Annotated in this window: 26 protein-coding genes and 1 pseudogene; 17 read left to right on the forward strand and 10 right to left on the reverse strand. The window is 63.1% G+C overall.

Annotation, left to right across the window (positions count from 1 at the left end):
- Window positions 1–27: 27 nt before the first annotated feature.
- A complete protein-coding gene (locus AC1RR3_RS32160; RefSeq protein WP_492828232.1) occupies window positions 28–663 on the reverse strand; it encodes an acriflavin resistance protein in 636 nt (211 codons plus the stop codon).
- A 155-nt stretch (window positions 664–818) separates the two neighbouring features.
- Here AC1RR3_RS32160 and AC1RR3_RS32165 point away from each other — a divergent pair, with 155 nt between their 5' ends.
- On the forward strand, window positions 819–1241 hold the full coding sequence (locus AC1RR3_RS32165; protein ID WP_492828234.1) for an MAPEG family protein: 423 nt from the start codon (window positions 819–821) through the stop codon (window positions 1239–1241).
- Window positions 1242–1275: 34 nt separating this feature from the next.
- Window positions 1276–2577 carry an RsmB/NOP family class I SAM-dependent RNA methyltransferase gene (locus AC1RR3_RS32170; protein ID WP_492828236.1) on the forward strand — a complete coding sequence of 434 codons (1302 nt, stop codon included), beginning with the start codon at window positions 1276–1278 and terminating at the stop codon, window positions 2575–2577.
- A 118-nt stretch (window positions 2578–2695) separates the two neighbouring features.
- Here the strand turns inward: AC1RR3_RS32170 and AC1RR3_RS32175 are convergent, their stop codons facing one another.
- The 3 genes from AC1RR3_RS32175 to AC1RR3_RS32185 all read right to left on the reverse strand — a co-directional run bounded on the left by AC1RR3_RS32175 (window position 2696) and on the right by AC1RR3_RS32185 (window position 4223).
- Window positions 2696–2905 carry a cold-shock protein gene (locus AC1RR3_RS32175; RefSeq protein ID WP_008141931.1) on the reverse strand — a complete coding sequence of 70 codons (210 nt, stop codon included), beginning with the start codon at window positions 2903–2905 and terminating at the stop codon, window positions 2696–2698.
- A gap of 268 nt (window positions 2906–3173) precedes the next feature.
- Window positions 3174–3506: a DHCW motif cupin fold protein gene (locus AC1RR3_RS32180; protein WP_492828241.1), complete on the reverse strand. Its 333-nt coding sequence runs from the start codon at window positions 3504–3506 to the stop codon at window positions 3174–3176.
- Window positions 3507–3851: 345 nt separating this feature from the next.
- Window positions 3852–4223, reverse strand: a complete 372-nt coding sequence (locus AC1RR3_RS32185; RefSeq protein ID WP_492828243.1) for a nuclear transport factor 2 family protein — start codon at window positions 4221–4223, stop codon at window positions 3852–3854.
- A gap of 149 nt (window positions 4224–4372) precedes the next feature.
- Here AC1RR3_RS32185 and guaA point away from each other — a divergent pair, with 149 nt between their 5' ends.
- The 9 genes and pseudogenes from guaA (at window position 4373) to AC1RR3_RS32230 (ending at window position 12159) form a co-directional block, all read left to right on the forward strand.
- Window positions 4373–5971, forward strand: coding sequence for a glutamine-hydrolyzing GMP synthase (gene guaA / locus AC1RR3_RS32190; RefSeq protein WP_492828244.1), 1599 nt, complete (start codon window positions 4373–4375; stop codon window positions 5969–5971).
- Window positions 5972–6179: 208 nt separating this feature from the next.
- Window positions 6180–7649 carry an Eco57I restriction-modification methylase domain-containing protein gene (locus tag AC1RR3_RS32195; protein ID WP_492828246.1) on the forward strand — a complete coding sequence of 490 codons (1470 nt, stop codon included), beginning with the start codon at window positions 6180–6182 and terminating at the stop codon, window positions 7647–7649.
- A gap of 77 nt (window positions 7650–7726) precedes the next feature.
- Window positions 7727–8746, forward strand: coding sequence for a hypothetical protein (locus AC1RR3_RS32200; RefSeq protein ID WP_492828248.1), 1020 nt, complete (start codon window positions 7727–7729; stop codon window positions 8744–8746).
- A gap of 62 nt (window positions 8747–8808) precedes the next feature.
- Window positions 8809–9160 (forward strand): annotated as a pseudogene (locus AC1RR3_RS32205) (6-aminohexanoate hydrolase); the annotation flags it as partial.
- Between the two features lie 145 nt (window positions 9161–9305).
- Entirely contained in the window at window positions 9306–9707 is a 402-nt protein-coding gene (locus tag AC1RR3_RS32210; RefSeq protein ID WP_492828250.1) for a transposase, read from the forward strand.
- Window positions 9704–10561 carry an IS3 family transposase gene (locus tag AC1RR3_RS32215; RefSeq protein ID WP_492828252.1) on the forward strand — a complete coding sequence of 286 codons (858 nt, stop codon included), beginning with the start codon at window positions 9704–9706 and terminating at the stop codon, window positions 10559–10561. The genes AC1RR3_RS32210 and AC1RR3_RS32215 overlap by 4 nt, the downstream gene beginning before the upstream one ends.
- Window positions 10562–10990: 429 nt before the next feature.
- On the forward strand, window positions 10991–11233 hold the full coding sequence (locus AC1RR3_RS32220) for a ribbon-helix-helix domain-containing protein (RefSeq protein ID WP_492828254.1): 243 nt from the start codon (window positions 10991–10993) through the stop codon (window positions 11231–11233).
- Entirely contained in the window at window positions 11230–11631 is a 402-nt protein-coding gene (locus AC1RR3_RS32225) for a type II toxin-antitoxin system VapC family toxin (protein WP_492828256.1), read from the forward strand. Before AC1RR3_RS32220 ends, AC1RR3_RS32225 begins: the two co-directional genes overlap by 4 nt.
- A gap of 54 nt (window positions 11632–11685) precedes the next feature.
- A complete protein-coding gene (locus AC1RR3_RS32230) occupies window positions 11686–12159 on the forward strand; it encodes a hypothetical protein (protein ID WP_492828258.1) in 474 nt (157 codons plus the stop codon).
- 280 nt (window positions 12160–12439) lie between these two features.
- Here AC1RR3_RS32230 and AC1RR3_RS32235 read toward each other — a convergent pair whose 3' ends face one another.
- Together AC1RR3_RS32235 and AC1RR3_RS32240 are read right to left on the reverse strand one after the other, a co-directional pair.
- Window positions 12440–13033, reverse strand: coding sequence for an NADPH-dependent F420 reductase (locus tag AC1RR3_RS32235; RefSeq protein WP_492828260.1), 594 nt, complete (start codon window positions 13031–13033; stop codon window positions 12440–12442).
- 16 nt (window positions 13034–13049) lie between these two features.
- Window positions 13050–13784: an SDR family NAD(P)-dependent oxidoreductase gene (locus AC1RR3_RS32240; protein WP_492828524.1), complete on the reverse strand. Its 735-nt coding sequence runs from the start codon at window positions 13782–13784 to the stop codon at window positions 13050–13052.
- A gap of 281 nt (window positions 13785–14065) precedes the next feature.
- On the opposite strand from AC1RR3_RS32240, the gene AC1RR3_RS32245 reads away from it, so the two are divergent.
- On the forward strand, window positions 14066–14962 hold the full coding sequence (locus tag AC1RR3_RS32245) for a LysR family transcriptional regulator (protein ID WP_492828262.1): 897 nt from the start codon (window positions 14066–14068) through the stop codon (window positions 14960–14962).
- A gap of 152 nt (window positions 14963–15114) precedes the next feature.
- On the opposite strand, the gene AC1RR3_RS32250 is transcribed toward AC1RR3_RS32245, so the two are convergent.
- Together AC1RR3_RS32250 and AC1RR3_RS32255 are read right to left on the reverse strand one after the other, a co-directional pair.
- Window positions 15115–15546, reverse strand: a complete 432-nt coding sequence (locus AC1RR3_RS32250) for a type II toxin-antitoxin system VapC family toxin (RefSeq protein WP_492828264.1) — start codon at window positions 15544–15546, stop codon at window positions 15115–15117.
- Window positions 15543–15842, reverse strand: coding sequence for a hypothetical protein (locus tag AC1RR3_RS32255; protein ID WP_492828526.1), 300 nt, complete (start codon window positions 15840–15842; stop codon window positions 15543–15545). Before AC1RR3_RS32255 ends, AC1RR3_RS32250 begins: the two co-directional genes overlap by 4 nt.
- A 221-nt stretch (window positions 15843–16063) precedes the next feature.
- On the opposite strand from AC1RR3_RS32255, the gene AC1RR3_RS32260 reads away from it, so the two are divergent.
- Window positions 16064–16426: a hypothetical protein gene (locus AC1RR3_RS32260; protein WP_492828266.1), complete on the forward strand. Its 363-nt coding sequence runs from the start codon at window positions 16064–16066 to the stop codon at window positions 16424–16426.
- A 58-nt stretch (window positions 16427–16484) separates the two neighbouring features.
- Here the strand turns inward: AC1RR3_RS32260 and AC1RR3_RS32265 are convergent, their stop codons facing one another.
- On the reverse strand, window positions 16485–17957 hold the full coding sequence (locus tag AC1RR3_RS32265; protein ID WP_492828268.1) for an NAD-dependent succinate-semialdehyde dehydrogenase: 1473 nt from the start codon (window positions 17955–17957) through the stop codon (window positions 16485–16487).
- A 161-nt stretch (window positions 17958–18118) separates the two neighbouring features.
- On the opposite strand from AC1RR3_RS32265, the gene AC1RR3_RS32270 reads away from it, so the two are divergent.
- The 3 genes from AC1RR3_RS32270 to AC1RR3_RS32280 all read left to right on the forward strand — a co-directional run bounded on the left by AC1RR3_RS32270 (window position 18119) and on the right by AC1RR3_RS32280 (window position 20933).
- Window positions 18119–19378, forward strand: a complete 1260-nt coding sequence (locus AC1RR3_RS32270) for a serine hydrolase domain-containing protein (RefSeq protein WP_492828270.1) — start codon at window positions 18119–18121, stop codon at window positions 19376–19378.
- 130 nt (window positions 19379–19508) lie between these two features.
- Window positions 19509–20387: an AraC family transcriptional regulator gene (locus tag AC1RR3_RS32275; protein ID WP_492828272.1), complete on the forward strand. Its 879-nt coding sequence runs from the start codon at window positions 19509–19511 to the stop codon at window positions 20385–20387.
- Window positions 20388–20483: 96 nt separating this feature from the next.
- Complete coding sequence (locus AC1RR3_RS32280) at window positions 20484–20933, forward strand: GNAT family N-acetyltransferase (RefSeq protein ID WP_492828274.1); 450 nt, start codon at window positions 20484–20486, stop codon at window positions 20931–20933.
- 27 nt (window positions 20934–20960) lie between these two features.
- Here AC1RR3_RS32280 and AC1RR3_RS32285 read toward each other — a convergent pair whose 3' ends face one another.
- Complete coding sequence (locus tag AC1RR3_RS32285; protein WP_492828275.1) at window positions 20961–22100, reverse strand: FAD-dependent oxidoreductase; 1140 nt, start codon at window positions 22098–22100, stop codon at window positions 20961–20963.
- A gap of 81 nt (window positions 22101–22181) precedes the next feature.
- On the opposite strand from AC1RR3_RS32285, the gene AC1RR3_RS32290 reads away from it, so the two are divergent.
- The gene (locus tag AC1RR3_RS32290; RefSeq protein ID WP_492828277.1) at window positions 22182–22853 is read left to right on the forward strand and encodes a TetR/AcrR family transcriptional regulator; all 672 of its coding nucleotides are present in this window, start codon (window positions 22182–22184) and stop codon (window positions 22851–22853) included.
- Window positions 22854–23428 lie beyond the last annotated feature (575 nt).

The raw sequence follows: 23428 nt of genomic DNA on the forward strand, positions 1-23428 counted from the left end.
CGGGCATGCATCGCCATGAAACAAAGTTTAAAGCACGCGATAGCGGATCGTGAAGGCGTCCTGCGGGGCGACCGCGCCTGTCACCGGCGATGCAATGCGATCGGCGAGATGCCAGGGGCCGAACTGCTCGGTGCGATGCGGCTCGGCGGGCAGGCGGAGGCGGAATTCGAACGTGCCCTTGCTGGGCAGGTTCACCACCAGCACGCGGTCGACGGTGCGGTAATTGAGCACGACTGCGCCGCGCAGCAGCGCGCGGCCGTCGGCGAGGTCGCGCACGCCGTCGACCAGCGCCAGCGTCTGGTTGCGGTCGGTGTGCAGCTCGATCTGGGTATCGGTTACAGCCGTCAGCGTCTCCCGGGGCATGCGGATCTCGAACTCGACCGCGGGCTTGGTCGGGTTGAGACCGAGATAGGCGAGCGCGGCATGGCGCATGTCGTAGGCGGCAAAGGTGAACAGGGCGACGGCGGCGAGCGCAGCGAGGCCATGCCTGACGACGTCGCGCCAGCTCCGGTAGCTCAGGCGGAAGTAGACCGTCATCGCCAGCGCGACCGCGAGGGCCGCCGCGATGCCTGATAGCGCCGACATCAGCATGCCGAGCTGACCGTCAGCGGATTCGGACCACGCGCCGATCAGGCTGGCGGCCGGGCTGAAGAGGGTGTTCATGGCGGTAGCTCGCCTTGCGCCCAAACGGGCTGAATCGCTTTAACTATCGACATTTGGTCGCCGGATCGGGAACGCCGGTTCAACTCGTCGATTGTCAGCGCCAACGGTCGCGGCTAATGACGGTCCGCGGCGTTCCGCAATACGGGAAAGTTCCGATGTCTGTCCAAATGATCCTGCTGCCTGTCTTCGTGCAGGTCGGTCTCACCTTCGCGCTCCTGATCGGCATGGTGTTCGGGCGCCGCAAGGCGCTGGTCTCCGGCGAGACCAAGATCCGCGACATTGCGCTGGGCGAGCCGAACTGGCCGAAGGGCGCCACACAAATCGCCAATTGCTACCGCAACCAGTTCGAGCTGCCGGTGCTGTTCTACGCCCTGATCGCACTGGCGCTTCCGTTGCGTCATGCTGATCTCTTCATCGTGCTGATGTCCTGGGTGTTCGTGGTGACGCGGTTTGCCCATGCCGGCGTGTTCGTCTCCTCCAACGATCTCGGCCGCCGCTCCATGATCTGGCTCGCCGGCGTGCTGGTGCTGCTGGCGATGTGGATCTACTTCGCACTGAAAATGCTCTTGCTGATCTGACTCTTGCGAGTCCGATTTCATCTGAAAGATTCAAATGACTCCCGCTGCCCGGCTGTCCGCAGCCATCGAACTGATCGACACCATCGAGAAGGACCGCGTGCCCGCGGCCAAGGCGCTGAAGGAGTGGGGCACCGCGCACCGCTTTGCCGGCTCCGGCGACCGCGCCGCCATTGCCGGCCTCGTCTGGGACGTGCTGCGCCGTTACGCCTCGAGCGCTTATCTGATGGACGCCGATACCGCACGCGCCCGGTTGATCGGCATGCTCCGCCTCGAGCGCAACATGGATGCGGCCACGATGGCCGCTCTGTTCGACGGCAGCCGCTTCGCGCCGGCGCCGCTGACCGAGGCCGAGCAGGCGGCGCTCAGCCATCGCTCCCTCAAGGACGCGCCCGCCGCCATCGCCGGCGACTATCCCGAATGGCTCGATTCCCATCTGGCAAAAGCGTTCGGCGAGGAGCGCGCGGCGGAAGCGGCGGCGATGGCGAGCAGGGCACCGCTGGACCTGCGCGTCAACACGCTAAAATCCAATCGCGACAAGGTGCTGAAGGCGCTTGCTCATCTTCATGCAGAACCGACGCCCTGGTCCGCAACCGGCCTGCGCATCGCGCTTTCGGCCGATGCGCGCAACCCCGGCATCCAGGCCGAGGAGGATTTCATCAAGGGCGCCGTTGAAGTGCAGGATGAGGGATCTCAGCTTGCAGCAAGCCTGACCGCGGCAAAACCCGGCGAGCAGGTGATCGACCTCTGCGCCGGCGCCGGCGGCAAGACGCTGGCGCTCGCAGCGATGATGCAGGGCAAGGGCCGCCTGATCGCGACCGACAGCGACAAGCGCCAGCTTGCGCCGATCCACGAACGCCTGTCGCGCGCCGGCGTCCACAATGCCGATGTCCGCACGCCCAAGGGGGAGGCCGATACGCTTGCCGACATCCACGCTTCGGCCGACCTCGTCGTGATCGACGCGCCCTGCACGGGAACCGGAACCTGGCGCCGCAACCCCGACGCCAAATGGCGGATGCGGCCAGGCGCGCTGGAGATCCGCTTGCGCGACCAGGCCGAGGTGCTGGACCGCGCCGTGCCGCTGGTGAAGGCGGGAGGCCGCATCGCCTACATCACCTGCTCGGTGTTGCCGGAAGAGAACGGCGAGCAGGTGAGGGCGTTCACGGCCCGCCATCCGGAATTCGCGGTCGTGCCGCCCGAGCAGACCGCCAGCGTGCTCTGGGACAAGGCAGAGGCGTTTGCGGATGCCGCGCTGCAATCGCCCGAAGGCTGGCTGTTGACGCCTCGCCGGACGGGCACGGACGGGTTCTTCGTCTCGGTGCTGAAGAAGGGCGGCTGATCAACGTTGTCATTCCGGGGCGCCCGCCCAAAACAAAAACCCCGCGAACCGAAGTTCGCGGGGCTTTCTTTTTCTAGCGTTCTGCCGGTACGTCCGTGGTCAGAACGGTGCGCGGGCGTCAGCCGACGCGGAGATTGTCAGCCGAGGACTTGCCGCTGCGACGATCGGCGACGATGTCGAACGAGACCTTCTGACCCTCGTTGAGGGAGGAGAGGCCAGCGCGCTCGACGGCGCTGATGTGAACGAACACGTCCTTCTGGCCGTCGTCCGGCTGGATGAAACCATAACCCTTTTGGGTGTTGAACCACTTCACGGTGCCCATAGCCATGGGAATTTCCTTTAGTTAGTTAGATGAGGGTACGCACGCGGGCCGGTACGCATCGCTGCGCCCATAACCCTGATGAGTCGATGTTTGGAGAATTCATCTGGAAGCGTGCGCGCCCGTCTGCAACGAAGCGAAGCGGCCCAGTCGTTCGGCCAAGTATCGATGATCACAATATAGCGAGAATTTTGGGCCACTTCAAGGCACCACCCGTTACCCGGTACGTCGTGCCGGTTTTCTATTTTGCGGTGCAAATTAACCTCTCCGGCGCACCTCAATCGACGATGAAAAGTGTGGCACCTGACGCCGTCGAGGACCGGTGGGCTGCATCGCCGAAGTCCGAGACCTGGTAGCTCATCCCGGCCGTCAGCGTGGACTTGCGCCCGTCGCGCAGCTCCGAGACGAGCTCGCCCTTGACCACGTAGATGACGTGGCCGCGGTCGCACCAATGGTCGGCGACATAGCCCGGCGAATACTCGACCATCCGCACCCGGAGATCGCCGATGTTGAGCGTGCGCCACAGCGCCTGGCCGGTCTCGCCGGCATGAATGGTCGGCTCGACCTTGCTCCAGTCGGTGACGGTGAAGGGGTGGGTGGGGAGTTTCATCGGGGTATCCTGTGTCAGAGCCGGCGGCGCCGTTGTTAGCGCACGCGTTCGCCCCAGTCTCCGTCATTGCGCGCGCAGCGAAGCAATCCAGAAATGCATCCGCGGCGGCCGTCTGGATTGCTTCGTCGCAAGAGCTCCTCGCAATGACGCTTGTGGCACGGTCACGCCTCACTCACGGTGTCATCGCCCGCGAAAGCGGGCGATCCAGTATTCCAGAGGCCGCGCCGTGATACGGGGAAGCCACGGCGTACTGGATTCCCCGCTTCCGCGGGGAATGACAGCGGTGGGCGAGGCGGCACCGTCTGCACACGACAAGCGGGGCGTCGACAGCAACGCGCGCAAGCGTCAATGCACCAAATGGTTCGCCGACCCCTGCACGATCAGCCCCGCATCATTCACCCGCAGATACTCGCAGATCTTCTTCCCCCGCTCGTTGGCGTAAAACACCACGACGCTGTCAGGGCTGACGAACACATCGATCAGCGAGAAGTGCAGCTCCGGCAGCAGCCCAAGCGCCTTGCTCCAATACGCCCGCAAGCTGTCCTTGCCGCGCACGGTGCCGCTGGCATCGAACCCCATCACCGGAATCCGGTCCGAGGTCATCACGGTGTCCTCGGCATAGAGCGTGAGCACGCGTTCGAGATCGCGCGCATTCCAGGCCTCGACCCAGGTCCGGCCAAGCGCGGCAAGCGTTGCTGGCTGATGGTGCTGTGACATGACGTTCTCCCTGATTGGCCCCTGTTTGGTCAGCCGGGCAAATTAGGTCAATAATACTTACCTATATCCGTTTGTCCATGCCCAAAGAAGGATGTGGGTGCGTGCCCCGCGCGGTTGCGGGCAGGTCGCACGTCGCGTATTTGCTTGCCATGACAGCAGCACAGCACGACCGCTCCGCGTCGACGCCCTCCGTGGCCTCGGCGCATGACAAGATTCTCATCGTCGACTTCGGCAGCCAGGTGACGCAGCTGATCGCGCGTCGCGTGCGCGAGGACGGCGTCTATTGCGAGATCGTCCCGTTCAACAAGGCCGAAGAGGCCTTCAAGGAGATGAAGCCGAAAGCGGTGATCCTCTCCGGCGGGCCGGAGTCGGTGCATGAGGCCGGCTCGCCCCGCGCCCCGCAACTGATCTTCGCCTCCGGCGTGCCGGTGCTCGGCATCTGCTACGGCCAGATGACCATGGCGGAGCAACTCGGCGGCACCGTCGAGGGCGGCCATCACCGCGAATTCGGCCGCGCCGATGTCGAGGTGAAGGCGCCGAGCAAGCTGTTCGAGGACGTCTGGTCGCCCGGCGGCAAGAACCAGGTCTGGATGAGCCATGGCGACCGCATCACAAAAATGCCGCCGGGCTTCTCGGTGGCCGGCACCTCGCCGAACGCGCCGTTCGCGATCATCCAGGACGAGACGCGCAAATATTACGGCCTGATGTTCCACCCCGAAGTGGTGCACACGCCCGACGGCGCCAAGCTCATCCGCAATTTCGTGCGCAAGATCGCAGGCCTCTCCGGCGACTGGACCATGCGCGCTTTCCGCGAGGAGGAGATCGCAAAAATCCGCGCCCAGGTCGGCAAGGGCAAGGTGCTCTGCGGCCTCTCCGGCGGCGTCGATTCAGCGGTCGCGGCCGTCTTGATCCACGAAGCCATCGGCGACCAGCTCACCTGCGTGTTCGTCGATCACGGCATGCTGCGTCTCGACGAGGCCAAGACCGTCGTCGACCTGTTCCGCCACCACTACAACATCCCGCTCGTGCACGTGGATGCCTCAAAACAGTTCCTGGGCGAGCTCGAAGGCGTCACCGATCCCGAAACCAAGCGCAAGACCATCGGCCGTCTCTTCATCGAGGTGTTCGAGGCGGAGGCCAAGAAAATCGGCGGCGCCGATTTCCTCGCGCAGGGCACGCTCTATCCCGACGTGATCGAGAGCGTCTCCTTCACCGGCGGCCCCTCGGTGACGATCAAGTCGCACCACAATGTCGGCGGTCTGCCCGAGCGCATGAACATGAAGCTCGTCGAACCCTTGCGCGAGTTGTTCAAGGACGAGGTGCGCAAGTTAGGGCGCGAGCTCGGCCTGCCCGAAATCTTCGTCGGCCGCCACCCGTTCCCGGGCCCCGGCCTCGCCATCCGTTGCCCCGGCGACATCACGCGCGAAAAACTCGACATCCTGCGCAAGGCCGACGCCGTCTACATCGACCAGATCCGCAAGCACGGCCTCTACGACGACATCTGGCAGGCTTTTGCCGTGCTGCTTCCGGTGAAGACGGTGGGCGTCATGGGCGACGGCCGCACGTATGACTTTGTGGTCGGCCTGCGCGCCGTGACTTCGACCGACGGCATGACCGCGGATTTTTATCAGTTCGACATGAAGTTTCTCGGCGAGACCGCCACGCGCATCATCAACGAGGTGAAGGGCGTGAACCGGGTGGTGTACGACGTGACCAGCAAGCCGCCCGGGACGATCGAGTGGGAGTGAGGTGGCTGCCGGAGTGGAAGCTTAGTCAAGTCAAAGCAGAGACTGACGCCCAAAACCGCGGCTCTTCGGTTTGCTTGGCCTCTAGCGGCATTGTTTAACCTTGCGAATCCGAATATTCCAGATTGTGGTTGCCGATCGATTTTGTTCTTGTTATGTTCCCACATTTTCCGGTTGCGGACGGTCGATCTGAATAGGGTGGAGTACGATAGTGGGGACTTCTCCTGAATTTTCGCAGAAGCGCTCGGGGGCTTACTTTACCCCCGGTGATGTAAGTGCAGCACTGGTCGCCTGGGCTTGCCGCAAATCCACCGACCGTATGATCGACCCCTCTTGTGGCGATGGGCAATTCTTGGCCCTTCACCGAAACAGCGTCGGCGTCGAGCAGAACCCTGTCTCGGCCCATCGCGCGATTCAGCGTGCACTTGGTGCGCAGGTGCACGAGGGCGATTTCTTCACCTGGGCTGTCGAAACTCGTGAACGGTTCGAGTGTGCGGTGGGCAATCCTCCCTTCATTCGCTATCAGACGTTCAAGGGCGAGGTGCGGCATCGTGCATTGGACATGTGCCTCAATTTGGGTGCACGCTTCAGCGGGCTGACCTCTTCTTGGGCGCCGTTCATCGTTGCGACCGCCGGCCTATTGAAGCGCGGCGGCCGTATGGCATTTGTCGTGCCAGCGGAGATTGGTCATGCGCCTTACGCGGCGCCGCTGCTCGACTATCTCATCGCGTCGTTCTCTATCGTGCAGATCATTGCCGTACGTAGGAAGTTATTTCCGACGCTCTCGGAGGACTGCTGGCTGCTTTATGCCGAGGGCTTTGGCGGCAAGGCCGAGGCAATTGACCTGACCGTTGTCGATACTTTCGTGCCGGGAAAGGTGCGGCCGAAGCCGACCGTTAGGGTCGACTTGGAAGAATGGCGTAGCGTCTGGAATCAGCGCCTGCGTCCCTATTTACTGCCCGCGTCGGTACGCAGCCTGTATGCCGCAGCGCTTGCTGATCCTCAAACGCATCGGCTGGCTGATTTTGCGGCGGTCGGGATTGGCTACGTTAGCGGAGACAACGAATTCTTTCATCTCAGGCCATCGGATGCAAAGCTCCTGCGTATCCCGTCTGCATTTCTGCAGCCGTCGCTCCGCAATGGTCGGGCAATGCCAGACAAGCAGATCACAAAGGCCACGGTTGACAACTGGAAACGGAACGACGATCCGATGCTGCTGTTGAAGCTGCCGCGCGATCAGCCGCTTCCGACCTCGGTGAGCAACTATCTCGACAGCAGTGCTGGCCGCGAGGCAAGGCAAGGGTATAAGTGCCGCAACCGTGCGCCATGGTACGTGGTGCCCGATGTCCAAATTCCTGACTTCGTCATGAGCTACATGTCTGGACGCAACGTTAATCTTGTTGGGAATGCCGCTGGTGTATCCTGCACTAATAGCGTTCACTCGGTCCGTGTGAGAGACCAGGCTCTAGCGCGCAAGCGGTTGCCGCAATGGTCATCGCCGTTTGTGAGGTTGAGCTGCGAGCTCGAAGGTCATGCACTTGGTGGAGGAATGTTGAAGTTAGAGCCTCGCGAGGCTGGGCGGATTGTCTTTCCTTCGATCGCGGCGATTGGGAAAATGAATTGCGACGAGCTGGAAGGTGCAATCGGATCGCTTCAGCGTTGGCGGCATTATGTTGATTAATTTCGCGGTCACGAGTGCAACAGCATTCGGCAAGTACACGGGCAGATTTGCCAGCCGCCGCAACGCGAGAGCAGCTAGTGGCCGCCAAACCGTCTAAGAAAGCTGAAGCATGGGTCTTCTTCGACCGTATTGTCGCCAGCGCAGCGCCTGGCGGGAAGCACAGCAATCCTTGGATCATTAGTCCAGACAGGAAATTGTGCTTCGAACCGGACTACGAGACGCTCGAGCGGTTACTTGACGTTCCCCTTCACCTCAACGCGGAAACTCAATCTGGAGTGCCTGCGCTAGCTCTCGACGTATGGCTCAGCTATGAACTTCGCAGGGCGGGTTTTGAACCAGATAAAGTTTGGCCTAGGCCCAGCAATCCGCGCATCCTTCCTGCCGCGGTAGCAGCCTTGATCAAGGCGCTACCGGGGAAGCTCCGTGAGCAAGTCAGGGATCGCGTGTCAAAGAACACGTCGATCCCCAACGTCACCTCATCGTCGGCAGCCATACTCGGAAAGAATTACCTAAAGCAAGTTGATGTAATTGTTACAGACTGGGCGACCGGTCCCGAGTTGCTTGTATCAACAAAGCGGATGGATTCTTCGTACGGCAAGAATGCCCCGAATAGGATCGAGGAGTCGTACGGCGACGCCAAGAATCTCCGGCTACGGCATCCACTCGCAGCTCTTGGTTTCGTGTTTGGGCTCCGCTCTGACATTCTTCAAAAGGAGCCTAAGACTGCGGATTGGTTGTTCGACCTACTCGCTAAGCTTGGGCGAGAAGATGACGCGTACCACGCGACATGTCTCATCTTAATGGAATATGCAGACGATGTCGCATCGCCAGAAGCGCAGATAGAACAATCCTCAGCAGGAATATTGGAGCCCGGGCCGGAGCCTGAGGAGGAGGACCTACCCGCATCCATGCCGGATGCCAAAGTCGATCAAGACATCGAGGGCCTTCCGAAGGTGACAGTTCTTAAAGATCGCACTCCAGCTGAACTCTCGCCTAGCCGTTTTCTCGCTGGGATGGTGATGCGAGTCCTCGACGCCACACCGGTCAATATGCACGAGGAGGCGCGACTCCGCCGCGCGACAGTTTTATCCAATTGATGCCAGCGCGTGGGATCGTTCGAGCACAGTGCAACTCATCGGCACAATGACAAGCGCCCCTGCCGTCGCGGGACCGCGCCATCACCTTTCAGGACGGCTCTTTCCGCAGCTTCCCAGAACTCCGCTGGGGCTTGGAGCAACATCCGCCAGCTCGTGCCGACCGTGAACGTCTCGCGCGGGGCAGGGCCGGCGTCGTCGCTTCGGCGCGAGGACCAGGACATCCGCGCGGTGGCCTCCATCACGATGGACGGCCGGCCCATGACGTTCGCAAACACGCTGGAGGAGACCTACACCGACGGCATCGCCGTGCTGCATCGGGGCAGGCTGATCTATGAGCGCTATTTCGGCGCGCTGAAGCCGCACAAGCCGCATATCGGCATGTTCGTGACAAAGTCATTCACCGGCGTGTTCGCCGAGGGCACGTTTTTAGGGGCTCCGTTTCGGTCGGTTCTGTACCATCATGGTCCATGATGGTATCTGTCATTACAGTGACAGTGCTGGACTGCACCCCTGAAGTGAGACACGATAATTACAGTGACAGGCATTTCGAGGATGACCTGTGGCAGGACGAGGAAAGAAGCGTCAGTTTCCGACGGCGTACAAATTGAAGGCGATCAAGCGGGTTGAGCGGGGCGAAGGCGTCCTCCCTGTGGCCCGCGATCTTGGTATCTCGCGCAAGATTCTCCATGACTGGATCAAGGCCTGGAACACCGATGGGCCGGATGGTTTGAACCGGAAGCCAGGGCCTAAGCCCGGTCCCCGCAAGCTCAAGCCGCTCGCAACATACGACGAGAAGCGCTCCGCCCTCGCGCGCGCGAATGCCCGTATCGCCGAGCTCGAACAGCTGGTGGGCCGCCAGCAGATGGACCTCGATTTTTTTCGGCAAGCCTTGCGCGCATTGGAGCGGCCGGCAGCGCAAGGCAAGCCCGCATCCGCATCATCGAAGTCATCCAAGCCATGACATCGGAGGCAACCGACGCTCACGCCGACGTGCGCCGCCTTTGCCATCTGGCGGGCTTGCCGCGCGCGACCTATTACCGGCATCTCAACAGGCGCAGTCGTGAGACCGCCGAGTGCGAGCTGCGCGACCAGCTTCAGCGTATTTGCCTCAAGCATCCCTTCTACGGCCACCGACGCGTGGCGGCCACTCTCCGGCGCCAAGGTATGGTCGTAAATGCCAAGAAAGTCCTGAGGCTTATGCGCGAAGACAATCTTCTCGCGCAGCGCAAGGCGCCATTCCTGAAGCCACCTGCGGCGCGGCCAACGGGCGTTCTCGTCGTCCCCAATCTGGTGCGCGGCCTCGTGCCGTCAGCCCCCGATCAAGTCTGGGTCGCCGACATCACCTATGTGCACCTCGCCAGGACCTTTGCCTATCTCGCCGTTATTCTTGACGCGTTCTCGCGCAAGGCTGTTGGCTGGGTCTTTGAGGACACGCTCGATGCCTCGCTTGCCATTGCCGCACTGGAGAAAGCCATCGTGGCCCGGGGACCGGCCCCCGGCAGCCTGATCCATCACTCCGATCGTGGCGTGCAATACGCCTCCATCGCCTATCGCCAGCGGCTTGCCGATCGCGACATCACCATCAGCATGAGCAGGCCGGGAAACCCGTTCGACAATGCCAAGGCCGAAAGCTTCATGAAGACGTTGAAGACCGAAGAGATCAACGGCAGAGCCTTCATTGATCTCAAGGACGCCCGGCGTCGGATCGACTGCTTTATCGCCGAGGTCTACAACAAGGAGCGCTTGCATTCGGCGCTCGGCTACCAATCGCCCCTTGAGTTCGAAACCGCGTTCGCGCAGAACAAGGCACGATAACGCATCATGGCAACCGCACTGTCACTGTAATTATCGTGTCTCACTTCAGGGGTGCAGTCCAGTGCACAAAACGTAATGTCCGATCCGTCATGCCAGCTCGCGGCCACCGCCTTGCCGCCGCCCGTAGAGCCGCTCGTCCCATCACTGTCATCCAGCATCGGATGCGGGCCCGGTTGAGGAGGTCGCGCACCTTCGCTTCGTCGCGGAAGTGATCGGAAGCGTCTCCTCCACTGGCGGACCTTCTGTCACGAACAAGTCGCACCACAATGTCGGCGGACCGCCCGAGCGCACGAACATGAAGCTCGTCGAGCCCTTGCGCGCGCAGTTCAAGCAAGCGCCCAGCCTGGCCAACTTGCCGGAATTTTGCTTGCCCAGGATCGGTCTCTAGATATAACCTAATGCAGGTTATATCATGGAGGGCGCTTCCTGATGAACTTCAACCTTTATCTCGACGACAAGACCGCCGCGGAATTGGACGAGACAGCGAAGACGCTGGGCGAGACCCGGAGCGGATTGATCCGCAAGGCGCTGCGCGAGTGGCTGGACAAGAAGACGCTCGGCAGTCCCGGCTGGCCGCCGGCTATCCTGGAATGGCAGGGCGCTCCCGACATTCAACCCTTCGAGTCGCATCGCGACGAATTGCTGCCGCCGCGCGAAGACGCATTGTCGTGAAGTATCTGCTCGACACCAACGTGCTGAGCGATTTCGCGCGTGGCGAGCAGGCCGTGGCGGCGCGGCTCCGTCAGGAAGCGCCATCGCAACTGGCCGTCTCGGTGATCACCGAGATGGAGATCGAGTATGGGCTCGTCCGCAATCCCAACCTGGCGCCACGTGTGCGGGACGTGATGAGGACGCTGCTGAACACGATCTCCGTCCTGCCATTCGAGCGTGAGGATGCTCGCGTGTCGGCGCAATTGCGAGCGAGCCTTAACAGCCAGGGGACTCCCATCGGGGCCTACGATTTGCTGCTTGCAGCCTCTGCCTTGCGGCGTGGACTGAAGATCGTGACGCACAATGCGCGGGAGTTCGGTCGCGTCGGCGGCCTCGGGCTCGAGGACTGGCGCACCTGATCATCCGATGTCGAGGATCGGCCTCCGCGCCGTGACAGAACGGAGAGTACGTTGTTGACCGATACGGGACTTCAGAGGCTCAAGCTTGGCGAGAAGCGTTACAAGTGCGGCGGGGAAAGTGGCGACCACACCATCAGTGCATTGATGCGCGCCGCGTTGAAAGTGGTGATGGCCGCAATATTTGCCATGCCGGCTGCGGTGGCTCTGGCGAAGTCTCCGGACTGCGCGAGTTGGCCCACCAACATGGCCCTCGTGCACCTCAAGAACGCCGGCCTGATTGATATCCCATCCGTGATCGAGGCGCAGACCAAGGCGGTTCGTCTCGCATCCGAAAAGATCGGCAAAGACCTCTACCAGCAGGTTTACGACATCACGTTTCACACCAAGGATGGCAAGACGATCGAGGTCGTCACGAAAAGCCAGGCATCAAGCGAGGAATGCTCGATGAGCGGCGTCGACGTCTACGTGGTCTCGAACAAAATCGGCGGGTCGGCAGAGCATCCATCTGATGGTACGACCAAAAAGTGATCCGGCTGCACCGAAAGCTCAAGACCTGTCATTGACCCGCAGCCGTCGCGTAGGGCGGATTAGCCGCAAGGCGTAATCCGCCATATCTCGCCGGGTCGCGCACAAGATGGCGGATTACGCTTCGCTAATTCGCCCTACGATCTCTCTTCGAACGGCGCCCATACGCCGCTAGCCCTCAACCTTCGCGACTTTGTGGCCTTCAAATATTCGGTCGCGCGCTGCTCGAAGAAGTCAGCGCGCGCGACCGGCTCTTGGCGTCGATCACACGGTCGTAGATCGATTACTGCTCCTTCCGAAACAAATCCTGGAAGATCAGCGGCCCCCAAACGCGGCCGCGTGCGTGCACCAGCGCGCCGCCCTCGTTGAGCTTGCCCAGCTTGACGGGTGCGAAGCCGAGTTGTTTGGCCAGGGCCGCCACGGGAGCGATCGCGTCCTCGTCGTCACCAGACAGGAAGACGACCCGATGGCCGCCCTCGACGACCGGATCGGCCGCCAGTTTGGTCGCACCCAAATGATTGAAGCCTTTCACCAGCCTGGCGCCGGTGAACGCCTTCGCGACGACGGCGGAGGACAGAAGGCCGTCCAGCTCTTCTCCAAACCCGTTCGTCGCGTCGATGATCGTCTTGCCTTTCCAGCTCGGCAGGGCCTTCGCAACTTCGCGATGCTCGGCGAACGGGACCGCCAGGATGATGGTGTCGGCCTCGAGGGCGTCCCGCAGTGATTTGGCGACGACGGTGGGTCCGATCGCCCGCGCCTGCGGCGCCAACGCCTCGGGCGGGCGGCGGCTCGCGACCGTGGCCTCGATGTCCTTGCGGGCGAAGGCGTGGGCGAGCGCCTGGCCTATCTTGCCGAATCCTATAATCGCATAGCTCATCATGCTTCTCCGTTTTTCAGATGGCCGAGAAGCCGCCGTCGACGGACAACTCCACCCCGTTCACGAAGCTCGAATCGTCCGACGCAAGAAACAGCGCGGCTGTCGCAATTTCCTCGGGACGCCCCATCTTTCCCCGCGGGATCAGGGATTCGAACATCCGCTTCGCTTCCTCGGTGAGAACCTGGTCCTGCATCGGTGTGGCGATCGGCCCCGGGTGCAGCACGTTCACCCGGATATTCCTGCCCTTGAGTTCGTTGAGCCACCCGCGTGCGAATGCGTGCAGCGCCGCCTTGCTCGCCGCATACACGCTGTAACCAGGAAAACCTTTGATCGAAGCAACCGACCCGGTCATGAAGATCGATCCGCCATCGCGAAACAGCGGCAGCGCCTTCTGCACCGTGAACAGCGTGCCGCGCGTGTTCAGGCCGAAGGTCGCATCGAAATGCTGCTCGGTGATCTCGCCCAGCGGGACGGCTTCGCCCGTGCCGGCGCTCGCGTACAGGACGTCGATGCTGCCTTTTTCCCGCTTGACCGTGTCGAACAGGCGGTCGAGGTCGTCGAGATTGGCCGCGTCGCCGCGCACGCCGGTCACGTTCCGGCCGATCAGTTTGACGGCCTCGTCCAGCGCCTCCTGCCTCCGGCCTGTGATGAAGACATAGGCGCCTTCTTCGACGAACCGCCTGGCGCTCGCCAGCGCCATGCCGCTCGATCCACCCGTGATGACTGCAATCTTACCTTCAAGCTTTCCCATAACTTCTCCGTTCGTGGCGTCGGGGCAGCATCTGCCCCCGAGAACCCCGAGATGGGGCCGCCGGCGTCCGGCGTGGAGTGCGGAATCGCGCACATCGGTGGTGCGAAATCGATCCGGCTGGACGATTGACGCCAGCCGCGACGATCGGTGTTCGCCGTTCAGAGTCGGGCGCTTTTCGGCATGGGCTACAATATTCGCCCCGCGCCCCCCACATACGGGATGCTGTTCGATGGGTTGGACACGGGCTTTGGAAGGCGCACCGCGCGGTGCGGGATTGCACCATGATCGACTGGGATGACGTTCGCTATTTTCTTGCCGTCGCGCGCGGCGGCTCGGTGCGGGCTGCCGCCGAGCACCTCGGTGTGAACCACGCGACCGTGCTGCGACGCATCGCCCAGCTGGAAGACCGCCTCGGGGTCCAGATGTTCGAAAAGCTGCCGTCGGGCTACCGCCTGACGGCTGCGGGCGAGGAGGTCCTCGAGTTTGCGGACCAGATGGAAGCGTCGTCGCACCAGCTGGAGACGCGCGTTTTCGGGCGCGACCAGGGCGTGCGCGGGCTTCTGCGGGTGACGCTGGCGCCGCCGCTTGCAACACACCTGCTCATGCCTGACTTCGCCGATTTCGCGCGCCTGCATCCTGATATCGAGATGGACATCCTGTCGTTCGGCGAGCTGGCAAATCTGACCAATCGGGAGGCCGACGTCGCGATCCGCGTCGTCTACGACCGCAAAACCCTGCCGCTCAATCTTCATGGCCTGAAGGGACCGAAGCTGTTCGGCGCCGTCTACATGTCCAGGGATCGACTGGCCGCGTGGCGTGCCGGCGCGCCTGATCCTGTCAGGTGGATCGTCATCAGCATGCATGGCATTCCGGATTGGGCCAGCGCGGGTGAGGTTCGCGCCGCCGAGGTTCCGTTCAGGGTCACTGATGCCGGAGCGCAGATCGCTGCTGTACGGCAGGGGCTCGGGATCACGACACTGCCGTGCTTCGTCGGCGATGCCGACCCCCTGCTGGTGAGGGTGCCGGGCACCGACCTGCACATGTACGGAACGCTCTGGCTGCTCACACAGGGGGAGACACGCAAGACCAAGCGCGTGCAGCTCTTCACGGAGTTCATATCCCGCAGGCTCGCCGCGTACGCGCCGCTTCTCGCGGGGCTGTCCGCATCGCGCGACTGATGCGCGGCAGCGTTACGGTGATAGTGCATTCAATGAAGGCTGCTAAGGCTGTCCGCGAACAGAGCGCAGGGGAGATCGAGCGTAGCGGGGCCCGTGGCGATTACAAATGAGATCGACGGGGCCGCTGCAATCCAGTCATCCTGCAAGCTGCATCAGACTCCTCCGCGTACCGGATTGAAGACCTTGATTCCGGCGAAGTCCTTTTCGCTGTCCGTTACCACGACGCACTCGTTTGCATCGGCCACCGCGGCGATGATCATGTCAAGCGCGCTTCGCGGTTTGCCCGCCGTTTTGCCTTCGGCCATCAGCTGTGCCCAGACGAGTCCTGCCTTGTCATCGAAGGACAGGATGCGGCCCGCAAAAAGCGCCCGCGGTCCGTCAGGCCCGGAGAACCATCTGTCGAGGATGTCGCGCTTCTTGCTGCGCGGCTTCTCCAGAATGCCGCGGCGGATTTCTCCAATGGTCAACGAAGCGATGAACAAATCCTCGTCGCGCTGCATCGACATCCATGACAGCAGCGATTCCGATGGCCGCGGTTTGACGACGTTGCTGATGATGTTGGTGTCGAGGAGATAGCGCGTCACAGGTCGACCTTGCGCCCCTTTTCACGAGGCCGGGAAAGATCGAGGCCGGCCCCCGCGAGCGGCGAACGACGCAGCGCTGCAAGAATTCCGCCGGGCTTGGGCGGCTCGCCCGCAATCGACTTTCTCACGGCCGCACGAAGCTCCGAGGCCTCGGGTGTATCCTCCGACAAATGTCTGGCGAACGAGCGGATGAGATCGCGGTCGGTATCCCGGCCGAGCACTTCGAAGCGCGCCAAACCGCGCTTGCCGAGGCGGGATCGGTAGTTCTGAATTGCGCGCTTCTGTGAATTTCCCATGCGGTCCACTGACATATTTCCAGTAATATACCTGGAAATGCCGAGTTTGCAAGCTGCAGCGAGGTGGGTGCCCGACCGCGCCGAATCAATCGCCCATACCAGCCGCCGAAACTCTCTTCGTGCGCCCGTCTCCAATCGCCACACCTTCGGTGTGAAGCATCTCACACGCTCGCTCGCATGGATCCTGCGATAGAGTACCTGCAGTGATTGCGCATGGCAGAATGCTGTTCGCGTTGATGACCGTCACCGACGATGAGGGGCGCGAGCGCCCGGTGCGGCCCTTCGTGATCCTGTGCGAGCACGCCAAACTGAGCGAGCTCGAGCCCGGCCAAAGCGTCACGGCGTCAGCAAAAGTGTTCTGGAGCACCGCGGGCTTCGCCTTCGAGAAGCCGGGCCGCTACCGCGTCGACGTCGCCGTGTCGTGGTCGGCGCAGGGCGTGATGGTGGGTGTGCAGTCGGGCATCGACGTGTTCGTCGATTACCCGACCAGCGCAGCCGACAACCATTCGGCCAATCTCGTGCTGCATCCCGATGTCGGCAAATGGGTGGCGCTGGGCGAAAGAGGTAAGTCAAGGCCGGATTGATCAGTATCATCGTGCGTCACCCGCGCCATGCACGGCGCGGGTGACGCGCGATGCGCTGTCAGAACGGGGCGTCGATGTCGACGACGTCGATCAGCTTGTGATTGACGAACTCCTTGAGGCCGAGCCCCAGCAATTCGCGTCCATAGCCGGAGCGGCGGATGCCGCCGAAGGGCAGGTCGGCCTCGACCTTGGTCGGATGGTTGACGAACACCATGCCGGTCGAGATCTTCCTGGCGACATCAGCGCCGTGCTTGGTGTCGGAGGTGAACACCGAGCCGCCGAGGCCGAACGGGGAATCGTTGGCGATGCGCACGGCATCATTCTCGTCCCTGGCGCGAAACAGCATCGAGACGGGGCCGAAGAATTCCCAGTAGCGCGCCGGATTGTCGTCGTCGATCTCGGTCAGGATCGTCGGCTGCACGAAGGCGCCCTGGTTGGGGACGGGCGGGCCGACCTGCTCCGCCTTGGCGCCATGGGCGACGGCCTGGCGGATCTTTTCCTTGATTTCATCGGCCGCCGCCTGCGAGGAGAGCGGGGCGAGCGTGGTTTCGGGGGCGAAGGGGTCGCCCGCTTTGAGGCCGGCCACGCCCTCGCGGTAGCGCGCAAGGAATTCGTCATAGACCGCATCGACGATGATCATGCGCTTGGACGAGACGCAGACCTGACCGCCGTTCCAGTGACGGCCGAACACCGCCCATTTGGTCGTCTTGGCCATGTCGGCGTCGGCCAGCACGACGAACGCGTCGGCGCCGCCGAGCTCCATGGTCGACTTCTTCAGCGCCTTGCCGGCCTGCGCGGCAACGACGGCGCCGGCATCTTCCGAACCCGTGAGCGCCACGCCATGGACGCGCGGATCGTTGATGATCGTCTCGACCTGCGAGCGTGTCGCGTAGAGATTGATGAAGGCGCCCTCGGGCAGTCCCGCCTCGCGCATCAGCCGTTCGAACGCCGCCGCGCTCTGCGGCACGTTGGAGGCGTGCTTCAGCAGCATGGTGTTGCCGGCCGAAAGCTGCGGGGCGATGATGCGGGCGATCTGGTAGTAGGGAAAATTCCAGGGTTCGATGGCGAGCAGCACGCCGAGCGGCTCGCAGACGATGACGGCCTCGCCCTCGGCGGGATCGGCGACATGCAGTTTTTCCGGCTGGAGCAGACGTTCGGCATTCTCGACGTAATATTCGAAGATCTTCGCCGACAGCTCGACCTCGGCCTTCGCTTCGGCGAACAGCTTGCCCATTTCGAGCGTCAGGAGTTTCGCGTAGTCGTCGGCATCCTTGCGCAGCAGGTCGGCCGCCTTCTGCAGGATCGCGCCGCGCGCAGCAAAGGAGGTCTCCCGCCAGGCGAGGAAGGCCGCATGCGCCGCGTCGATCGCGCGGGCGACCTCGGCATCGCTCGCGGCGGGGAATGTCTTGAGGGTTTCGCCCGTGTAGGGATAGGTGGTTGCGTAGGCCATGCGTCGTCGTTCCTTTCGCCAGTGCTGACGAAACGATGGATCACAATGGAGTTCGTCACGTTGAGGCAGGTCAATCGGCACGCCTCGACGCCGTTCACGAGATAGCGATCGGAGCGCGCGGCCGGTCGCCGGGGCGGGTCATCCTTAGGGTTCACTGCACAGCACCCCGGCACAAACGCGGGATGCGGGTTGCGCCGCCCCATGATACGCCGTTCGCATCATTCCCTCCGGAGCCGCCGTTCATGTCTGTCGCGACCGCCTCGAGCCAATCACCCGCGACCGCCGCCGAGACCGATCCCGAAGCGCTCGGCTGGATGAAGGGCTTCCCGCCGGCACCCGACCGCACCATCACCTTTCAGAACGGCTCGTTCCGCAGCTTTCCCGAGCTGCGCTGGGCCTGGAGCAATGTGCGACAGCTGGTGCCGACCGTGAATGTCTGGCGCGGGGCAGGGCCCGCGTCGCCTCTGCCGCGGAAGGACCATGACATTGGCGCGGTTGCCTCGACCACCATGGACGGCCGACCCATGACGTTCGCAAAAATGCTGGAGGAAACCTACACCGACGGCATCGCGGTGCTGCATCGGGGCAAGCTGATCTATGAGCGCTACTTTGGCGCCTTGAAGCCGCACAAGCCGCATATCGCGATGTCGGTGACGAAATCCTTCACCGGCGTACTCGCCGGCATCTTGGTCACCGAGGGAAAGATCGATCCGCAGGCCCCGGTGACGGATTACGTGCCGGAGCTGAAGGCGAGTGCGTTCGGCGACGCGCGCGTGCACGAGGTCATGGATATGACCACGGGGCTCGAATACACCGAAGTCTACACCGACAAGAACTCGCACGTGTGGAGCCTGCGGCGCGCCAACGGCATGGCGCCGATTCCGCCTGACTATGACGGTGCCACCACGATCTTCGATTTCCTCGTCGCGCAGACAAAGCAGGGCGAGCACGGCAAGGCGTTCGCCTACAAGACCGTCAACACCGACGTGCTCGCCTGGATCATCAGGCGCGCGAGTGGCATGACGCTGTCGGATCTTCTTTCCGAGCGCATCTGGCAGCCGATGGGTGCGGAAGAAGACGCGCATTATCACGTCGACCGCATCGGCACCGAAAGCGGCGGTGGCGGCCTGTCCACGACGCTCCGCGATCTCGCCCGCTTCGGCGAGACCATGCGCAATCACGGCCGCTTCAATGGCCGCCAGATCGTGCCGTCACAAGTTATCGAGGATATCGCGCGCGGCGGCGACCCCGAAAAATTCAAGCCGGCCGGCTACACCACCCTGCCTGGCGCGTCCTACCGCAACCAATGGTGGGTCACGCACAACGCCCACGGCGCCTATATGGCGCGCGGCGTTCACGGCCAGGGCATCTATGTCGATCCCAGGGCCGAGATGGTGATCGCGCGCTACGCCTCGCACCCCGTCGCCGGCAACGCCGCCAACGATCCCGTGACGTTGCCGGCCTATATGGCGCTGGCCAAGCAGCTGATGGCGGGCGGGTAAACGCGCACGATCTTCGTAGCCCGGATTGCGCTGCGCTCCATCCGGGCTACGGGGCCCTGCCAAACCGCAAGATCGGTCGAGCGCATCACGGCCGCCATCGCCTAACTGGAGCTGCCACGGAGGAGGGACGATGAAGGCGGCGCTGCAAAACTATCAGGACCGGATGCGACGGGTGCTGGATCATATCGACCGGCATCTCGACGCCGATCTGGACCTGGACAGCTTGAGCGCTGTCGCCGCCTTCTCGAAATTCCATTTCCACCGGCAGTTCACGGCGACCTTCGGGTTGTCGGTGCATCGCTATGTCCAGCTGGCCCGTCTGAAGCGCGCTTCGCATCGGCTGGCCTATAGTGACGCCGAAAGCGTCACTGACATCGCGATGGATGCCGGCTACGACGCGCCCGACGCCTTCGCCCGCGCCTTTCGGCAACGGTTCGGGCAATCGCCGTCGTCGTTCCGCAACTCTCCCGACTGGGAGCCGTGGCTTGTGGCCTTCGGGCCTCTCGATATTGCGAGGAGCAAGCTGATGAGGACTTTTACCACTGACGACGTGACGATACGCGATGTGCTCCCGACGCGGGTGGCGATCATGGAGCATCGGGGCGACCCGGCGACGCTCGGCGACACCATCCGGCGGTTCATCGCCTGGCGCAAGGCCGCGGGCCTGCACCCCAGGACAAGTCCGACCTTCAATGTCTGGCGGTCCGAACGGCGTCCTTCGTCGCCGGCCGTCTACAGCACGGATATTTGTGTCGGGACCGACCAGCCGATCGAGGCGAATGGCGAAGAGATCAAGGTCGGCGAGATCCCTGGCGGCCGCTGCGCGGTGCTGCGGGTCGTCGGCTACACCGACAATCTGGAGCCCGCCGCGCTCTACCTCTATCGCGACTGGCTTCCCGCGAGCGGCGAGGAACCCCGCGACTTCCCGATCTATTGCCAGCGCCTGAGCTTCTTCCCGGAGGTGCCGGAGCATGAGACGGTCGCGGATGTTTTTCTGCCGCTGAAATAGCGCCCATCCTACTATCTCAGCTTCGGCAGACTTGTCGCGAACGCACCCTGCGATCTGATAGTATCCCTGCGAGACCCTGATCCCTGGTGCCACCACATGACCGAAGCCATCATCCGCGCTGCGGCGGAGCCTGATCTGCCCGAAGCGCTGAACCTCTACCGGCACCTTCACCCCGATGATCCTCAGTTGGAGCCGGCGGCTGCCGAGCGCGTCTGGTCCAATTTGCTGACATCGGGCTTCATGACCGTGATCGTGGCGCAGGCGGCGGAACGGCTCGTGTCCTCGTGCACGCTCGCGCTCGTGCCGAACCTGTCCCGAGGCGGCCGATCCTATGGGGTGATCGAGAACGTCGTCACGCACGCCGACTATCGCCAATTGGGGCTCGGCCGGCGGGTTCTTGTCCACGCGCTCGAAATTGCATGGCAGGCCGATTGCTACAAGGTCCTGCTGGCAACGGGGTCGAAGCGGGAGACCACCCTGCGCTTCTACGAGGGCGCGGGCTTTGTTCGCGGTGGCAAAACCTACTTCGAAGTGCGCCGTCCTTAGCGGGCGGTTTTGTCGAGACTGCGTGGCTCAACCGCGCGCCGTCTCGCGCATGCCCGTGAAGAACTCCACCAGGCTGAACGGCGCGCGTTCACCCAAGCAGAGCTCCAGGATCTGATGCGCGCCGACCGCGGCTGCTCCGCTGCGCAAGAACATAACGTCTTCGTAAGTCGCAAGCGCAGCTTCAATGTCGTCGGGGCACGCGGCGATGGCCTTGCCGAGCTCGGCGCCGTCGAGCATTGCGAGGTTCGCGCCTTCGCCGGCGGGCGGCATCAAATGCGCGGCATCGCCGAGTAGCGTGACGCCGGGCACGCGGTCCCAGCGATGGTCGTTCGGCAGCGCGTGGATCATGCGCAACACCGGCGGGGTGTCGGCATCGGTGATCAGCGCGGTGAGGGCCGGCGCCCAGCCGTCGAACTCGGCCGCGATGCGCGCCGTCGTGGCGCCGACGTCGGTGAAGTCGATGCCGGCGATCCATTCGGCGGGCCGGTTCAGCGCAATGTAGGCGTGCAGCGTGCTCCCGGGCTCACGATGCGCAAAGATGCCTTTGCCAGGCGCGACCGCGAACAGTCCGCCACCACCGACGGCGTCAGCCGTCGCCTTGTGCCGCGCGTCGGCCTCGTTGAGATACATCTCGATGAAGGAGGTGCCGACATAGTCGGGCACGGCATTCGACAGTAGCGGTCTCACCTTCGACCATGCGCCGTCGGCGCCCACCAGAAGGTTTGTGCTCGCGCTGGAGCCGTCGTCGAATGTCAGTTCATGCCGACCGTCGCCGCGCGTGACAACGCTGGTGAGCTTCTTGCTCCATCGGATCGTCCCGTCGGGCAGGGAGTCCAGCAGGATTCGCCTGAGGGAGCCGCGGTGCACCTCGGGCCGGCCGCCTGTGCCGTCGTCGGGCTGGTCGAGCAACACCTGAGCGTGCTGGTCGAGTACGCGCGAGGCCTGGCCGCCCGGGTGGATGAGACCGCGGAATTCCTCGAACAGGCCAGCCGCTTTCATGGCCAGCTGTCCGCTGTCGTCGTGGATGTCGAGCATTCCGCCCTGCGTCCGCGCCATCGCGGAGGCCTCCGCTTCGTAGACCTCCGCGGCAATGCCATGAAGGTGCAGTACGCGGGCGAGGGTGAGGCCACCGAGGCCTGCACCGATAATCGTGACCGGCGGTGTCATCGGAGGGCCCTTCACCAGTAGTTATTGGAACATCGTTCCATAGTATTGGAACGTCGTTCCATTCATGTCAAGATGGCGGTCATGGCGAAGAAGATTCACCGGACCGAACGGCGTACCGACGCACTCTCCCGGGAGCGGATCATCAAGGCCGCGATCGAGATTCTCGACGCCGGCGGCGAGGGTGCCTTGACCGTTCGTGCGCTCGCGGCGCATCTGGCGACCGGAAGCGGCGCGATCTACTGGCACGTCGCCGACAAGAGCGAGCTGCTGGCTGCGGCAACCGACGCGGTGATCGCGCGTGTCATGAGCGAGATCGTCAGCAGCGTAAAGCCGCGCGAGGCGATCCGCGCGGTCGCCCTCGGCGTGTTCGACGCGATTGACGTGCATCCCTGGGTCGGCGCCCAGCTGTTCCGCGAGCCGTGGCGGCCAGCGATGCTGGAGATCATCGAGAGCGTCGGCGGACGGCTCCAGGCGCTCGGCGTGCCCCGGGCCGCGCAATTCGATTCAGCATCTGCGCTGGTGCACTACATCCTCGGCGTCGCCGGACAGAACGCCGCGAACGCCCGCGTCCACGTTGCCGGCATGGATCGATCGGCGTTCCTCACGTCCGTCGCGGCGCAATGGGCTGGGCTCGATCCCGCAAAATATCCGTTCGTGCGAAAGATGGCCGCCCAGCTGCGCGATCACGACGACCGCGCGCAGTTTCTTGCCGGCGTCGATCTCATCCTGGCCGGGATTGAGACCGTTCGATAGGCACAGCGTCTTGAAGCTGACGAGATGGAGTTGCATGTTCAACAATAAGTCAATTGGTTCAACATGAGGATTGCCGTGGCAAGAGCTCCGACAAAAGAGCCGACAACGCGGGGGCTACAGCGGTTACCGGGCAGCGTACGCTTCGAGGCGGTGATGCGGGCTGCCGAGCAATCCGGTCTCCTCAGCAGGAGGAGCGGCCGCATCGCAGGCAGGGTCAGTCCAGCGCTGATCAAGGCAGGCCAAGCGGCAGGCCGGAATCGCTACCGATACCGATTTGATCGAGTTTGCACTGGCGAGCGTCGCTCTGGAGGACAATTTCGCCGAGGACTTTCGGAAGTCACGAGGCAAGGTTGATCGTGATCTGAAACTCGGATTCTGACGTGGTCGAGTTCGATTTCGAGGCCGCGTGCAGGTGGGCTCGGTTCAGCCCCAAGCGAACGCTTTCTCGTCGCCATGATGGCGATCTTCCTTTCGTTGCCGCCGGGAAGATCGGCGGGCAGGCGCTTTGCTCGACACCTGCGTTTACATCGACCAGATGCAGGGGCGGTCGCCAGCTCTGCTGGAAGAGCTCATCG

The organism is Bradyrhizobium sp. GW821-FHT13H05 (assembly GCF_058804065.1).

Bases quoted from the DNA above. Each gene is read 5' to 3' on its own strand.
- AC1RR3_RS32160 (WP_492828232.1), bottom strand. From the start codon at position 663: ATGAACACCCTCTTCAGCCCGGCCGCCAGCCTGATCGGCGCGTGGTCC.
- AC1RR3_RS32165 (WP_492828234.1), top strand. From the start codon at position 819: ATGTCTGTCCAAATGATCCTGCTGCCTGTCTTCGTGCAGGTCGGTCTC.
- AC1RR3_RS32170 (WP_492828236.1), top strand. From the start codon at position 1,276: ATGACTCCCGCTGCCCGGCTGTCCGCAGCCATCGAACTGATCGACACC.
- AC1RR3_RS32175 (WP_008141931.1), bottom strand. From the start codon at position 2,905: ATGGCTATGGGCACCGTGAAGTGGTTCAACACCCAAAAGGGTTATGGT.
- AC1RR3_RS32180 (WP_492828241.1), bottom strand. From the start codon at position 3,506: ATGAAACTCCCCACCCACCCCTTCACCGTCACCGACTGGAGCAAGGTC.
- AC1RR3_RS32185 (WP_492828243.1), bottom strand. From the start codon at position 4,223: ATGTCACAGCACCATCAGCCAGCAACGCTTGCCGCGCTTGGCCGGACC.
- guaA (WP_492828244.1), top strand. From the start codon at position 4,373: ATGACAGCAGCACAGCACGACCGCTCCGCGTCGACGCCCTCCGTGGCC.
- AC1RR3_RS32215 (WP_492828252.1), top strand. From the start codon at position 9,704: ATGACATCGGAGGCAACCGACGCTCACGCCGACGTGCGCCGCCTTTGC.
- AC1RR3_RS32220 (WP_492828254.1), top strand. From the start codon at position 10,991: ATGAACTTCAACCTTTATCTCGACGACAAGACCGCCGCGGAATTGGAC.
- AC1RR3_RS32235 (WP_492828260.1), bottom strand. From the start codon at position 13,033: ATGAGCTATGCGATTATAGGATTCGGCAAGATAGGCCAGGCGCTCGCC.
- AC1RR3_RS32240 (WP_492828524.1), bottom strand. From the start codon at position 13,784: ATGGGAAAGCTTGAAGGTAAGATTGCAGTCATCACGGGTGGATCGAGC.
- AC1RR3_RS32245 (WP_492828262.1), top strand. From the start codon at position 14,066: ATGATCGACTGGGATGACGTTCGCTATTTTCTTGCCGTCGCGCGCGGC.
- AC1RR3_RS32255 (WP_492828526.1), bottom strand. From the start codon at position 15,842: ATGGGAAATTCACAGAAGCGCGCAATTCAGAACTACCGATCCCGCCTC.
- AC1RR3_RS32260 (WP_492828266.1), top strand. From the start codon at position 16,064: ATGCTGTTCGCGTTGATGACCGTCACCGACGATGAGGGGCGCGAGCGC.
- AC1RR3_RS32270 (WP_492828270.1), top strand. From the start codon at position 18,119: ATGTCTGTCGCGACCGCCTCGAGCCAATCACCCGCGACCGCCGCCGAG.
- AC1RR3_RS32275 (WP_492828272.1), top strand. From the start codon at position 19,509: ATGAAGGCGGCGCTGCAAAACTATCAGGACCGGATGCGACGGGTGCTG.
- AC1RR3_RS32280 (WP_492828274.1), top strand. From the start codon at position 20,484: ATGACCGAAGCCATCATCCGCGCTGCGGCGGAGCCTGATCTGCCCGAA.
- AC1RR3_RS32285 (WP_492828275.1), bottom strand. From the start codon at position 22,100: ATGACACCGCCGGTCACGATTATCGGTGCAGGCCTCGGTGGCCTCACC.
- AC1RR3_RS32290 (WP_492828277.1), top strand. From the start codon at position 22,182: ATGGCGAAGAAGATTCACCGGACCGAACGGCGTACCGACGCACTCTCC.